This is a genomic window from Pseudomonas sp. B21-028, assembly GCF_024749045.1.
GTDB lineage: Bacteria > Pseudomonadota > Gammaproteobacteria > Pseudomonadales > Pseudomonadaceae > Aquipseudomonas.
The window spans coordinates 6,185,232-6,198,353 of record NZ_CP087184.1; the positions used below are offsets into that span (position 1 = coordinate 6,185,232).

A 13,122-nucleotide genomic window follows, 5' to 3' on the forward strand; every position below is an offset into this window, starting at 1 on the left:
CGCGAGCAGGCTCGCTCTCACACTGATTCCGGGGTGTTCGAAATCCCTGTGGGAGCGAGCCTGCTCGCGAATGACCGCGAAGCGGTCGCCTTTGCGTTGGCGTAAGCGGTTGATCGTGGCAGGATGGCAGGGTTATCGACCGAGACCTTCCGACATGCCGCCATCCCAAGCCAAGAATCTGTCCCTGATCGCCGCCATTGACCTGGGCTCCAACAGTTTCCACATGGTTGTCGCCAAGGCCCAGAACGGGGAAATCCGCATTCTTGAGCGGCTCGGTGAAAAGGTCCAACTGGCCGCCGGCATCGATGAAGAACGCAAACTGAGCGAAGAGTCCATCCAGCGCGGGCTCGACTGCCTCAAGCGATTCGCCCAACTGATCAACGGCATGCCACTGGGCGCCGTGCGGATCGTCGGCACCAACGCCCTGCGCGAGGCGCGCAACCGTGGCGAGTTCATCCGCCGCGCCGAAGAGATCCTCGGCCATCCGGTGGAAGTCATTTCCGGCCGCGAAGAGGCCCGCCTGATCTACCTCGGCGTCTCCCACACCCTGGCCGATACCTCCGGCAAGCGGTTGGTGGCGGACATCGGCGGCGGCAGTACCGAATTCATCATCGGCCAGCGCTTCGAGCCGCTGTTGCGCGAAAGCCTGCAGATGGGCTGCGTCAGCTACACCCAGCGCTATTTCCGCGACGGCAAGATCACGCCGGCCCGCTACGCCCAGGCCTACACGGCGGCGCGGCTGGAAATCATGAGCATCGAGCATGCCCTGCACCGCCTGACCTGGGATGAAGCCATCGGCTCCTCCGGCACCATTCGCGCCATCGGCCTGGCCCTCAAGGCCGGCGGCCATGGCAGTGGCGAGGTCAACGCCGAGGGCCTGGCCTGGCTCAAGCGCAAGGTGTTCAAACTCGGCGACTCGGACAAGATCGATTTCGAAGGCATCAAACCCGACCGGCGGGCGATTTTCCCAGCGGGCCTGGCGATTCTCGAAGCCATTTTCGACGCCCTCGAACTGCAACGCATGGACCACTGCGAAGGCGCCCTGCGTGAGGGTGTGCTGTATGACCTGCTCGGACGCCATCACCACGAAGATGTCCGCGAACGCACCCTGGGCTCGCTCATGGAACGCTATCACGTCGACCAGGAACAGGCCGTGCGCGTCGAGCGCAAGGCGCTGCATGCCTTCGACCAGGTGGCCGACGACTGGGACCTCAACGATGGGGTCTGGCGCGAGTTGCTAGGCTGGGCCGCCAAGGTCCATGAAGTCGGCCTGGACATCGCTCACTACCACTACCACAAGCACGGCGCCTACCTGATCGAGCACTCGGACCTGGCCGGCTTCTCCCGGGAAGACCAGCAGATGCTCGCCCTCCTGGTACGCGGTCATCGACGCAACATTCCCAAGGATAAATTTGCCGAATTCGGCGATGAAGGCATCAAGCTGATTCGCCTGTGCGTGCTGCTACGGTTCGCGATCCTGTTCCACCACATCCGCGGCACCCAGGAAATGCCCCAGGTGGCATTGCGCGCCGACGGCTTTCAACTTGACGTGATGTTCCCCGAGGGCTGGCTGGAAGAAAACCAACTGACCCAGGCCGACTTCGCCCAGGAAGCGGAATGGCTGACCCGGGTCGGGATTGTGCTGAATATCCACTGATCAGACAGCCACTGAGATCCTCTGTGGCGAGGGGACTTATCCCCTCGCCACAAAAAAAACTGAACTCGCAGTTCCTTAATTAACCGCCAGCACCGGGCTGCTCAGACGTTCCAGCAACGTCGCCTGGACGCTGCGCGGGTTCTGGTTGCCGGTCGGCGTGTTGCGGATGTAACGGCCATCCGACTGCAGGCTCCAGCTGTGGGTGTTGTCAGTGAGGTAGCTTTCCAGCTCTTTCTTGACCCGCAGGATCAGCTTCTTGCCCTCTACCGGGAAGCAGGTCTCGACGCGCTTGTCGAGGTTGCGTTCCATCCAGTCGGCGCTGGACAGGAACATCTGCTCCTCGCCGCCGTTGAGGAAGTAGAACACCCGCGTGTGCTCCAAAAAGCGCCCGATAATCGAACGCACGTGGATGTTATGGGAGACCCCCGGGATACCTGGCCGCAGGCAGCACATGCCGCGCACCACCAGGTCGATGCGCACGCCCGACTGGCTGGCCTTGTACAGCGCACGGATGATTTTTGGATCGGTCAGCGAGTTGAACTTGGCAATGATGTGCGCCGGTTTGCCGTCCAGGGCGAACTGGGTCTCCCGGGCGATCATGTCGAGCATGCCCTTTTTCAGGGTGAACGGCGCATGCAGCAGTTTCTTCATGCGCAGCGTCTTGCCCATGCCGATCAACTGGCTGAACAGCTTGCCGACGTCTTCGCACAAGGCATCGTCGGAAGTCAGCAGGCTGTAGTCGGTGTACAGGCGGGCGTTGGCAGCGTGGTAGTTGCCCGTGCCCAGGTGCGCATAACGCACGATCTCGCCGGCCTCGCGGCGCAGGATGAGCATCATCTTGGCGTGGGTCTTGAAACCGACCACGCCATAGATCACCACCGCACCGGCCGCTTGCAGACGGCTTGCCAATTGCAGGTTGGACTCCTCGTCGAAGCGGGCACGCAATTCGATCACCGCCGTGACTTCCTTGCCGTTTCGCGCCGCATCCACCAGGGCGTCGACGATTTCCGAGTTGGCGCCGCTGCGGTACAGGGTCTGGCGCACCGCCAGGACGTGAGGATCCTTGGCGGCCTGGCGCAGCAGGTCGACCACCGGCGTGAACGACTCGAACGGGTGCAGCAACAGGATGTCCTGCTTGCTGATCACGTTGAAAATGTTCTCGCTGTTCTGGAGCAGCTTCGGAATCTGCGGCGTGAACGGCGAATATTGCAGCTCCGGATGACTGTCCAGGCCGGTGATGCTGAAGAGCCGGGTCAGGTTGACCGGACCGTTGACCTGATACAGCTCGGTCTCATGCAGGTTGAACTGCTTGAGCAGGTAATCGGACAGGTGTTTCGGGCAAGTGTCGGCCACTTCCAGGCGCACCGCGTCGCCGTAGCGACGGGAGAACAGCTCGCCGCGAAGGGCGCGGGCCAGGTCTTCCACATCCTCGGTGTCCACCGACAGGTCGGCGTTACGTGTCAGGCGGAACTGGTAGCACCCCTTCACTTTCATACCCTGGAACAGGTCATCGGCGTGGGCGTGGATCATCGACGACAGGAACACATAGTTGTCGCCAGGGCCGCCGACGTCTTCCGGTACGCGGATAATGCGCGGCAGCAGGCGTGGCGCGGGAATGATCGCCAGGCCGGAATCGCGGCCGAAGGCGTCGATGCCTTCCAGCTCGACGATGAAGTTCAGACTCTTGTTGACCAGCAACGGGAACGGGTGCGTCGGGTCGAGGCCGATCGGCGTGATGATCGGCGCGATCTCGTCGCGGAAATAGCGGCGTACCCAAGTCTTGAGCTTGGTAGTCCAGTGGCGACGACGGATGAAGCGGACCTGGTGCTTTTCCAGCTCCGGCAACAGGATGTCGTTGAGGATCGCGTATTGGCGGTCGACGTGACCATGGACCAGCTCGCTGATTCGCGCCAGTGCCTGATGGGGTTGCAGGCCGTCGGCACCGGCCTGTTCACGGGCGAAGGTGATCTGTTTCTTCAGGCCGGCAACGCGGATTTCGAAGAACTCATCCAGGTTGCTGGAGAAGATCAACAGGAACTTCAACCGCTCCAACAAGGGATAGGACTCGTCCAGCGCCTGTTCCAGTACGCGGATGTTGAACTGCAGTTGCGACAGCTCGCGATGGATGTACAAGCTGCTGTCATCCAGGCTGGGGATTGCAATCGCCGGGGCCGGGGCGGGTTCGGCGGCGACCACCGGGGGAGCGGGCTCCAGCTCCGGTGGTGTTTCGGCGATTTGCTCGACCACGGGTTGAGCGTCTTTTACGGCAACTTCAGAGAGTCCTTCGGTATTCATCGCAAGTTCCTGGGAGGCTATTTCTGCTCTCGTAGCAATTGGGCGGCGCGCACGGCGAAGTAAGTCAGGATCCCGTCAGCACCAGCGCGCTTGAAAGCGGTGAGGGATTCGAGGATGACCCCTTCGCTCAGCCAGCCGTTCTGGATCGCCGCCATGTGCATGGCGTACTCGCCGCTGACCTGATAGACAAAGGTCGGCACTTTGAATTCGTCTTTGACCCGGCAAAGGATGTCGAGGTAAGGCATGCCAGGCTTGACCATGACCATATCCGCCCCTTCTGACAAGTCGGCCGCCACTTCGTGCAAGGCTTCCTGACTGTTGGCCGGGTCCATCTGATAAGAGGCCTTGTTGGCCTTGCCCAGGTTCAGGGCCGAGCCGACCGCGTCGCGGAACGGGCCGTAATAGGCACTGGCGTACTTGGCCGAATAGGCCATGATCCGCACGTTGACGTGTCCCGCCACCTCGAGGGCTTCACGGATCGCCTGGATGCGACCGTCCATCATGTCCGACGGCGCCACCACCTGGGCACCGGCCTCGGCATGGGACAGTGCTTGTCTGACCAAGGCGTCGACGGTGATGTCATTTTGCACATAGCCGTCTTCGTCGAGGATGCCATCCTGCCCGTGGGTGGTGAACGGATCCAGCGCCACGTCAGTGATCACCCCCAACTCCGGGAAGCGTGCCCGCAGGGCACGGGTCGCACGCTGGGCAATGCCGTCCGGGTTCCAGGCTTCGGCGGCGTCCAGGGACTTGAGGCCCGGCGGCGTCACCGGAAACAGCGCCAGCGCCGGAATGCCCAGTTCCACCCATTGGACGGCTTCTTCGAGCAGCAGATCGATGGTCAGGCGTTCCACCCCGGGCATCGATGCCACCGCTTCGCGCCGATTCTCACCGTCCAGCACGAACACCGGCAGGATCAGGTCATCGGTGGTCAGCACGTTCTCACGCACCAGCCGGCGAGAGAACTCATCACGGCGATTGCGACGCAGACGAGTGGCAGGGAACAGACGATTGGCGGGGGTAAAGCTCACGGCAGACTCCTGAGCCCACTGACGGGCGAGCGTGACAGTTATAGGCGGCCATTATGACCAACGTATGACAGTTATGTGCACCTGTGACCTTTCGTCTCAGTCATTGTCGTTGTAGGAAATGTTCACGTCGAGACACATTTCGACACTTTCCTGAATGTGCCCGAAGGGTTAGGCTGCGCGTTCATTTCGCCAGCACCCAGACAATGCTCCAGCAATTTCTACATGACTTCGGCTATCTGGCCCTTTTTATCGGCACGTTCTTCGAAGGCGAAACCATCCTCGTGCTCGCAGGTTTCCTGGCGTTCCGTGGCTACATGGACATCAACCTCGTGGTGGTCGTGGCGTTTTGCGGAAGCTATGCGGGCGATCAACTGTGGTATTTCCTGGGACGCAAGCATGGACGCAAGCTGCTGGCGCGCAAGCCTCGCTGGCAACTGATGGGTGACCGTGCCCTGGAGCACATCCGCAAGCATCCGGACATCTGGGTCCTGAGCTTTCGCTTCGTCTATGGCCTGCGTACGGTGATGCCGGTGGCCATTGGCCTGTCAGGCTATCCGCCAGGGCGTTACCTGCTGCTCAACGGCATTGGCGCGGCGATCTGGGCGACCGCGCTGGCCGCAGCCGCCTATCACTTCGGCGCGGTGCTCGAAGGCATGCTGGGCAGTATCAAGAAATATGAATTGTGGGTACTCGGCGCGTTACTGGTGCTGGGCTTGTGCCTGTGGTTGCGTCGACGCATCAAGAATGCGCGACTGGCGAAAAAAGTCCTCGAAGCCGAACGGCTTGAGCGCGCCACCGCTGGCGAACCTACGACACCAGCCGAGCAAACCGGTTGCGACAGTAATAGAGCCCCATGAGGCTGAGCAGGCTGTAGCTGAGCACGCCGACCCAGGCCACGGGGCCGCCCGGCCACAATCCGGCCAGCGGCGCCAGCCACGCCAGCGGCAGGTTCGAGGCCAGCCGCAACCACTCCAGCTTCTGCGCCCATGGGCGATTTTCCAGGGCCACGCCCAGTACGAACAGCCCGAACGCCACCGCCCCCCAACCCAGCACCAAGGCAGCGACGGGCAGGCTGTTCTCCAGGTTCATCAAATAACTGCCCAGCGCGATGTAGAGGCAGAACTGCAGCGCCACGTAGCCTCGCTGGCGTCCGTCCAGCGGCACCTCGAATTTGCGGAAAAGGCTCAAATCCGGCTTTTCCATCGGGTATCTCACCGCCACGTCAGCTGGTCGCCACCCGGTGGGCATGAACCAGATCCGCAGCTTGTCCCACCACCGCCCGGCCCGTCGGGCATCCATCCATAACTGCACATAGAACTGCAGGTTGGCCCACAACGGGTTCCAGCTCGCCAACGGCGTTGTCACGCCAAAAATCACCGGTTCGCGGTCGTCTTCCTCCTGGAAGGTGCCAAACAGACGGTCCCAAATAATGAACACCCCGCCGTAGTTGCGATCCATGTAGAGAGGGTTCTGCGCATGGTGGGCACGATGATTGGACGGCGTGACGAAGCACCACTCCAGCCAGCCAAGCTTGGGGATGTGCTGGGTGTGGACCCAGAACTGGTACAGCAGGTTCAGCGCCGCGACGCTGACGAACACCGTCAGCGGCACGCCCAGCACGGCCAGCGGCAGGTAGAACACCCAACTCAGGAGGAATCCGGTGCTGGTCTGACGCAGCGCCGTGGAGAGGTTGTAGTCCTCGCTCTGGTGATGCACCGAATGAGCCGCCCAGAGGATGTTGCGCTCATGGCCCATGCGATGCAGCCAGTAATAGCAGAAGTCATAGAACACGAAGGCAAACACCCAGACCCAGGCCTGGTCGGCAGGCAGCCGGACAAGAGCAAGATGTTTCAGGGCAAAGGCGTAGGTCACCAGCCCCACGCCCTTGGTCAACAAACCGGTAGTGGTCGACAGCACGCCAGTGCTCAGGCTGTTGATCGCATCGGCCATGCGGTAATGACTCACGCCACGCCAGCGGTCGGCCAGCAGCTCGACGGCGATCAGCACGAAGAAAAACGGCACGGCATACAGAATGAAATTCATGATGCGACCCGGGCAGGAGATAGTCGGCAGATTAGGTTTAGCCGCCGGACAACCCTATGGCAACGAGTGACAAATTAGTGGACATTTAACGCCATGAATCTGGAGAAAAACCCATGAGCAAAAAAGTTGCAGTGATCCTTTCCGGCTGTGGCGTGTACGACGGCGCCGAGATCCACGAAAGCGTGATCACCCTGCTGCGCCTGGACCAACGCGGCGCGCAGGTCCAGTGCTTCGCCCCCAACATCGCCCAACTGCATGTGATCAATCATCTGACCGGTGCAGAAATGCCCGAAAGCCGCAACGTGCTGGTGGAGTCGGCGCGGATCGCCCGGGGTAACGTGAAGGACTTGCGCGAAGCCAGGGCCGAGGACTTCGACGCCCTGATCGTACCCGGCGGCTTCGGTTCGGCGAAGAACCTCTCCAACTTTGCCGTCGAAGGCGCGGATTGCACCGTCCAGCCGGAGCTCCTGGCGCTGACCGAGGCCTTCGCCGAGGCTGGCAAGCCGGTGGGGCTCATCTGCATTTCCCCGGCCCTGGCGGCAAAAATCTACGGCCCCGGCGTGACCTGCACCATCGGTACGGATGCCGACACCGCCGCTGCGGTGAACAAAATGGGCGGTACTCATGAAGACTGCGCCGTCACCGACATCGTCGAAGACCGCGCACGCAGATTGGTCAGCACCCCGGCCTACATGCTGGCGCAGAACATCAGCGAAGCGGCATCGGGGATCAACAAGCTGGTGGACCGGATACTCGAGCTGACCCACGAAAACGATGCCTGAGCACCCCATGTGGGAGCGAGCCTGCTCGCGATAGCGTCGGTTCAGTTGATACTTCGGTTGGCTGACACACCGCCATCGCGAGCAGGCTCGCTCCCACAAAGGAACAGTGTCAGGCTCCGGACATCCGGCTCAAACGCGTAAGGATCCGATCCAGCGCATTGGCGAACCCCTGCTTGTCCCGCTCGCTGTAGGCCGCAGGGCCACCGCCCATCTGACCCTGTTCACGCAAATCGGTGAACAGGTTGCGCACCGCCAGCCGATCGCCCATGTTCTGTGGGTTGAACTCCTTGCCGCGGGGGTCCAGGGCTGCAACGCCCTTCTTCACCAACCGGTCGGCCAGGGGCACGTCGCTACAGATCACCAGCTCACCCGGCCCCGCGTGCTCCACCAGATAATCGTCCGCCGCATCAGGGCCGCTGGGGACCACGATCAACTTGACGCAGGCCAGGCTTGGCTTGATCTGCGGTTGTCCGGCCACCAGCACGACCTCGAACTGGCGTTTCAAGGCGAACTTGACCACCAGCTCCTTCGCCGCCTTGGGACAGGCGTCAGCGTCGATCCAGACACGCATCAGGAAACCTGCACCCGACGCTTCTCCGCCACCCAACTACGGCCATACAACACGACAATTGCCAGGATCGCGATCACTTGAGCGGTCAGCGAATAGGCATCGGCGTGAATACCCAGCCAATCGAAGTCGAAGAACGCCACCGGGCGGGTGCCGAAGATCCCGGCTTCCTGCAGGGCCTTCACGCCATGTCCGGCGAAGACCACCGACAGCGCGCACAGCAACGCGGCGTTGATGCTGAAAAACAGCGCCAATGGCAGTCGCGCCGACCCGCGCAGGATCACCCAGGCCAGTCCTACCAGCAGCACCAGCGCCGTCGCGCCACCGGCCAGCACGGCGTTATGCCCGGCGGGGCCGGCTTGCAGCCACAGGGTTTCGTAGAACAGGATCACTTCGAACAGTTCGCGATACACCGAGAAGAACGCCAGGACGGCGAAGCCGAAACGGCCGCCACCACCGACCAGGCTGCTCTTGATGTAATCCTGCCAGGCCGCCGCGTGACGGCGATCGTGCATCCACACACCCAACCACAGCACCATCACACTGGCGAACAACGCCGTTGCGCCTTCCAGCAATTCACGCTGGGAACCGCTGACGTCGATCACGTACGCCGCCAGGCCCCAGGTCGCCAGACCGGCCAGCAACGCCAGGCCCCAACCCGCGTTGACGCTGCGAACCGCCGACTCCTGGCCGGTGTTGCGCAGGAACGCGAGGATCGCCGCCAGCACCAGGATCGCTTCCAGCCCTTCGCGCAACAGAATCAGCAAACCCGAGATGTAGCTCAGCGACCAACTCAGGCCGTCTCCACCCAACAGCCCTGCCGACGCCTTCAACTTGGCCTTGGCCGCATCCAGGCGCTGTTCGGCCTGCTCCACCGGCAAGCCGTCCTGCAGGGACTGGCGGTAAGCCATCAGGGCCTTTTCAGTGTCCTTGCGCACAGTCGCATCGACGTTATCCAGCGAGCTTTCCACTAGCTCGAAGCCTTCCAGGTAGGCCGCGACCGACAAGTCATAGGCCTGGTCGTGATCACCGGCACGATAGGCCGCGATGCTTTTATCCAGGGTGGCGGCGGTGTAGTCGAGCAACTGCGCCGGGCCACGCTGCACCTGCGGCGGCTGGGCACGCTGGGCGCGGAACGTTGCCGCCGCGGCGGGGCCTTGGGCCGCCAGCACTTCAGCCGGGGTCTGTCGGGCCAGGTCGGCGAGGTTGAAGGTCTGTTCGCTCTTGGTCGCCGCCGGGTCGGCACTGAAACTGGCGATATAGGTAGCCAGGTCCCAGCGTTGACGTTCATCGAGCTGATCGGCGAAGGCCGGCATGTCGGTCCCTTCGATGCCCATGCCAAGGGTGTTGTAGATCGCGTAGAGGCTCAGGTGATCGAGACGCCGCCCATCGCGCAGGTTGGAGGGCGCCGGTACCAGGCCGACACCGGCAGGGCCGTCGCCGGCGCCACTGTCACCGTGGCACACCGAGCAGTTCTGGGCATACAGCGGCGCACCGCGGGTCGGGTCCGGGGTAATGACCGGCGCCTGGCTGACTTCATAGGCCACCGCCAGCTTCGCCCCCAGCTGACGTGCCAGGCGGGCGACGTCGCCGCCATCCTGATGTTGGGTGATCGCTTGGCGCAGGGCACTGATGCCCTGCGTGAGCTCTGCCTTTTCCGGCTTGGCCGGCAATGCAACGATCAGCCCTTCCAGCACCTGGGTGAATTCCAGCTGCTCGCGATATTCGGACTCGTCGATGACCTTGCCCGCTTCGACGGTTTGCGGGTAATCCGCCCCGATGTAATCCAGCAAGTGCAAGGCCTGGGGAGCGCCTTCGACGGTGTTGGCCAGCAATGGGTTGCTGCACAGGGCAAGCAACGGCAGCGCAAGCCAGGCCAGAAAACGAAGCGGGGCAATCATGAATGACTCTCAATTGAAAATAAGAAGTAACACATTGTTCACTCTCACAAGCTTTGGCTCAAGAGTGAATGTGCGGTGGTGGCACATTTTCATCGGATTTTCATGCTTTGGAAGTGATGTCACAAAAACACCATTTAGAGATTGAAAAGCCATTACATAGCTAACAGCCATGTCTATAATCCCGCGGCCTTCTTATAAGAACTTGGCATAAAAGCTCCTCTGGTTATGAGGAACCGATAGCGTCTTTACGCCGTCCGTGGATCGACCCAGCCCGACCCGCCCACCTGGCTGCTACTCAGGGAAGAATGTTCATGGCCTCCCGTGCCGTTTTTTCGGTCGCCCTCGGAGCGATCACCTTGCTGTCCGGCTGTTCGGTTTTTCGCAACTACGACAGTGAACTGGCCCAGACCAATCAGCAACTGGCGTCTGGCAACGTCGACGCCGCGTTGACCCTGCTGGAAAAAAACAACACCAGCCAGGACCGGGACCTGCTGTATTACTTTGAAAAAGGTGAGCTGCTGCGTGCCAAAGGCGATCTGTCCGGCAGCCAGACGGCCTGGACCAGCGCCGATCGGCAGGTTGGCCAGTGGGAAGATTCGGTCAAGCTCGACACCGCCAAGTACGTGGCGCAGTTCGGCAGTTTCCTGGTCAACGATAAGGTCCGGCGCTACGAGGGCTACGATTACGAAAAGGTCATGCTGACCACGCAGATGGCCCTGAATCTGCTGGCCGTGAACGATTTCGACGGCGCCCGGACCCAGATCAAGAAGACCCACGAACGCGAAGCGGTAATTGCCGATCTGCGGGACAAGGAATACCTCAAGCGCGAGGAAGAGGCCGAGCAGCAAGGGGTCAAGACCGAGTACAAAGACCTCCAGGGCTACCCCGTGGCCAGCCTCGACGCGCCGGAAGTGGTGGGCCTGAAAAACAGCTACCAGAGCGCGTTCAGCCATTACCTGGCCGGTTTCGTCTACGAAGCCCTGGGGGAAAAAGACCTGGCCGCTCCGGGCTATCGCAAGGCCGCCGAGCTGCGCCCCAACACCCCCTTGCTGGAGCAGGCACTGCTGAACCTGGACAAGCCTGCCGCCAAGAACGATGACAGCGATATCCTGATCGTGGTGCAAAGCGGCCTGGCGCCGTCCCGCGACTCGATCCGCATCCCTCTGCCATTGCCTATCAGTGGCAACCTCGTCATCACGCCACTGTCGTTCCCGGTGATCAAGCCTGACACCTCCACCGCGACCTTCGCCCAGATCGGTGTCGACGGTCGCCAGATGGACCTGACCCAGCTCAACAGCATCACCGCCATGTCCCGCCGCGCCCTTCGCGACGACATGCCCGGCATCATCTTGCGCACCACTGTGCGAGCCGTCACCCGTGGCGTGGCGCAAAAGCAGATCAACGATACCAATCCTCTGGCCGGCCTGGCCGTGGGCCTCACCTCGGCCGTGCTCGAAGGCGCCGATACCCGGACCTGGCGCACCCTGCCGGACTACACCCAAGTGGTGCGCCTGCGCCTGAAGAAGGGCGAGCACCAGGTCACCCTGCCCAACGCGGTAGGCGGCTCGGTGGTCAAGGTGGTCGTCGACCAGCGCTACCAGGTCATCACCCTGCGGGCCGTGGGCAATCAGGTCTTCGCCGGTGGCCTGGCCGCCCAGGTGATGCCAGGTGTCGACCCGACCGCCGTCGTCAGTCTCAAACAACCTTAAGAACGGAGTCTTGTTCACATGCGTTTAAAACTGATCGCCGTCGGCGCCCTGGCCTTGTTGGCCGGTTGCGCCACCCCGCCGCCCCCTGAGCCGGGCAGCGCCGCCAGCAAGGTCGTGGCGATGGGCAAGACGAAGAACATCGTGGTCGGCGCCATGCGCGTAGCCCGGGAAAATGGCTACATGACCGTCAACGTGCAGCTGAGCAACACCAGCTACAACAACAAGACCATGTACTACCGCTTTGCCTGGCTGGGGCCTGAAGGCTTTCCGATTGCCGAAGAGGAAACCTGGAAGAGCCTGACGCTGTACGGCGAACAGACCAGTTTCCTGCCGGCTATCGCGCCGACACCCAAGGCCGTGGACTTCCGGTTGGAAATCAATACGCCTTGAGCCTGATGACCGACAGTCGGATACAAACCCTGTGGGAGCGAGCCCGCTCGCGAAGCGGTGGCTGGAAAATCGCTATCGCAAGCAGGCTCGCCCCCACAAGGTTCTTTGACTGACGGCAACTTGCGTTAACCCTTTCAGCTTTAGAGAGCTCTTCCATGTTCACACGCATTGCATTCCTCACCCTCGCCGCCCTGCTGGTCAGCGGCTGCGCCAACAACTCCCCGGTACTGGGCAACAAGAACATTACCTACGGCGACACCAAGGCCGTGGAAACCGTGACCAACGAGTTCGGCTCCACCGATCTGCAGATGATCGCCGAGTCCATGACCCGCTCCCTGGCCCAGTCCGGCATCCTGCACGGTCGTCCGGTGGTCCAGGTCTATGACGTGAAGAACAAGACCAGCGAGTACATCGATACCCGCGAGATCACCACCAGCATCAAGACCCAGCTGATGAAGACCGGCGCGGCGCGCTTCGCCAGCGACAACACCGCCATGGACAGCCAGGTCGACCAGCTCAAGCTGCAGAACCAGAGCGGCCTGTACAAGAAGAGCACCGTGGCCAAGACCGGCAACATGATCGCCGCCAAATACCGCCTCGAGGGCTCCATCAGCTCGATCGTCAAGCGCAGCAGCGACTACAAGGACGTCTTCTACAAATTCAGCCTGCAATTGATCGACGTCGAAAGCGGTCTGGCCGAGTGGATGGACGAAAAAGAAATCCGCAAGACCACGGAGCGCTAAGCC

At 61.8% G+C, this 13,122-nt stretch carries 11 protein-coding genes; 6 read left to right on the plus strand and 5 right to left on the minus strand.

Annotation, left to right across the window (positions count from 1 at the left end; all coding sequences use genetic code 11):
• Positions 1-154: 154 nt before the first annotated feature.
• Complete coding sequence (gene ppx / locus LOY35_RS27010; protein WP_258629127.1) at positions 155-1,657, plus strand: exopolyphosphatase; 1,503 nt, start codon at positions 155-157, stop codon at positions 1,655-1,657.
• 75 nt (positions 1,658-1,732) lie between these two features.
• Here the strand turns inward: ppx and ppk1 are convergent, their stop codons facing one another.
• Positions 1,733-3,952 carry a polyphosphate kinase 1 gene (gene ppk1, locus LOY35_RS27015; protein WP_258629128.1) on the minus strand — a complete coding sequence of 740 codons (2,220 nt, stop codon included), beginning with the start codon at positions 3,950-3,952 and terminating at the stop codon, positions 1,733-1,735.
• Between the two features lie 17 nt (positions 3,953-3,969).
• The gene (gene hemB / locus LOY35_RS27020) at positions 3,970-4,983 is read right to left on the minus strand and encodes a porphobilinogen synthase (protein WP_258629129.1); all 1,014 of its coding nucleotides are present in this window, start codon (positions 4,981-4,983) and stop codon (positions 3,970-3,972) included.
• A 203-nt stretch (positions 4,984-5,186) separates the two neighbouring features.
• Here hemB and LOY35_RS27025 point away from each other — a divergent pair, with 203 nt between their 5' ends.
• On the plus strand, positions 5,187-5,840 hold the full coding sequence (locus LOY35_RS27025) for a DedA family protein (protein WP_258629130.1): 654 nt from the start codon (positions 5,187-5,189) through the stop codon (positions 5,838-5,840).
• Here the strand turns inward: LOY35_RS27025 and LOY35_RS27030 are convergent.
• Complete coding sequence (locus tag LOY35_RS27030) at positions 5,791-7,026, minus strand: sterol desaturase family protein (protein WP_258629131.1); 1,236 nt, start codon at positions 7,024-7,026, stop codon at positions 5,791-5,793. The two genes, LOY35_RS27025 and LOY35_RS27030, sit on opposite strands and share 50 nt — an antisense overlap.
• Positions 7,027-7,139: 113 nt before the next feature.
• Here LOY35_RS27030 and elbB point away from each other — a divergent pair, with 113 nt between their 5' ends.
• On the plus strand, positions 7,140-7,808 hold the full coding sequence (gene elbB / locus LOY35_RS27035; RefSeq protein WP_258629134.1) for an isoprenoid biosynthesis glyoxalase ElbB: 669 nt from the start codon (positions 7,140-7,142) through the stop codon (positions 7,806-7,808).
• A 109-nt stretch (positions 7,809-7,917) separates the two neighbouring features.
• Here elbB and LOY35_RS27040 read toward each other — a convergent pair whose 3' ends face one another.
• Together LOY35_RS27040 and LOY35_RS27045 are read right to left on the minus strand one after the other, a co-directional pair.
• Positions 7,918-8,379 (minus strand): YaiI/YqxD family protein, encoded by a 462-nt coding sequence (locus LOY35_RS27040; protein ID WP_258629136.1) that lies wholly within the window; start codon positions 8,377-8,379, stop codon positions 7,918-7,920.
• The gene (locus LOY35_RS27045; RefSeq protein WP_258629138.1) at positions 8,379-10,277 is read right to left on the minus strand and encodes an FTR1 family protein; all 1,899 of its coding nucleotides are present in this window, start codon (positions 10,275-10,277) and stop codon (positions 8,379-8,381) included. Before LOY35_RS27045 ends, LOY35_RS27040 begins: the two co-directional genes overlap by 1 nt.
• 311 nt (positions 10,278-10,588) lie before the next feature.
• Between LOY35_RS27045 and LOY35_RS27050 the strand changes: the two genes are divergently transcribed.
• The 3 genes from LOY35_RS27050 to lpoB all read left to right on the plus strand — a co-directional run bounded on the left by LOY35_RS27050 (position 10,589) and on the right by lpoB (position 13,119).
• Positions 10,589-11,986, plus strand: coding sequence for a COG3014 family protein (locus LOY35_RS27050; protein WP_258629139.1), 1,398 nt, complete (start codon positions 10,589-10,591; stop codon positions 11,984-11,986).
• A gap of 18 nt (positions 11,987-12,004) precedes the next feature.
• A complete protein-coding gene (locus LOY35_RS27055; RefSeq protein ID WP_003206754.1) occupies positions 12,005-12,376 on the plus strand; it encodes a YcfL family protein in 372 nt (123 codons plus the stop codon).
• A gap of 155 nt (positions 12,377-12,531) precedes the next feature.
• The gene (gene lpoB, locus LOY35_RS27060) at positions 12,532-13,119 is read left to right on the plus strand and encodes a penicillin-binding protein activator LpoB (RefSeq protein WP_258629141.1); all 588 of its coding nucleotides are present in this window, start codon (positions 12,532-12,534) and stop codon (positions 13,117-13,119) included.
• Positions 13,120-13,122: the final 3 nt, after the last annotated feature.

Bases quoted from the DNA above. Each gene is read 5' to 3' on its own strand.
- ppx (WP_258629127.1), top strand. From the start codon at position 155: ATGCCGCCATCCCAAGCCAAGAATCTGTCCCTGATCGCCGCCATTGAC.
- ppk1 (WP_258629128.1), bottom strand. From the start codon at position 3,952: ATGAATACCGAAGGACTCTCTGAAGTTGCCGTAAAAGACGCTCAACCC.
- LOY35_RS27025 (WP_258629130.1), top strand. From the start codon at position 5,187: ATGCTCCAGCAATTTCTACATGACTTCGGCTATCTGGCCCTTTTTATC.
- LOY35_RS27030 (WP_258629131.1), bottom strand. From the start codon at position 7,026: ATGAATTTCATTCTGTATGCCGTGCCGTTTTTCTTCGTGCTGATCGCC.
- elbB (WP_258629134.1), top strand. From the start codon at position 7,140: ATGAGCAAAAAAGTTGCAGTGATCCTTTCCGGCTGTGGCGTGTACGAC.
- LOY35_RS27040 (WP_258629136.1), bottom strand. From the start codon at position 8,379: ATGCGTGTCTGGATCGACGCTGACGCCTGTCCCAAGGCGGCGAAGGAG.
- LOY35_RS27045 (WP_258629138.1), bottom strand. From the start codon at position 10,277: ATGATTGCCCCGCTTCGTTTTCTGGCCTGGCTTGCGCTGCCGTTGCTT.
- LOY35_RS27050 (WP_258629139.1), top strand. From the start codon at position 10,589: ATGGCCTCCCGTGCCGTTTTTTCGGTCGCCCTCGGAGCGATCACCTTG.
- LOY35_RS27055 (WP_003206754.1), top strand. From the start codon at position 12,005: ATGCGTTTAAAACTGATCGCCGTCGGCGCCCTGGCCTTGTTGGCCGGT.
- lpoB (WP_258629141.1), top strand. From the start codon at position 12,532: ATGTTCACACGCATTGCATTCCTCACCCTCGCCGCCCTGCTGGTCAGC.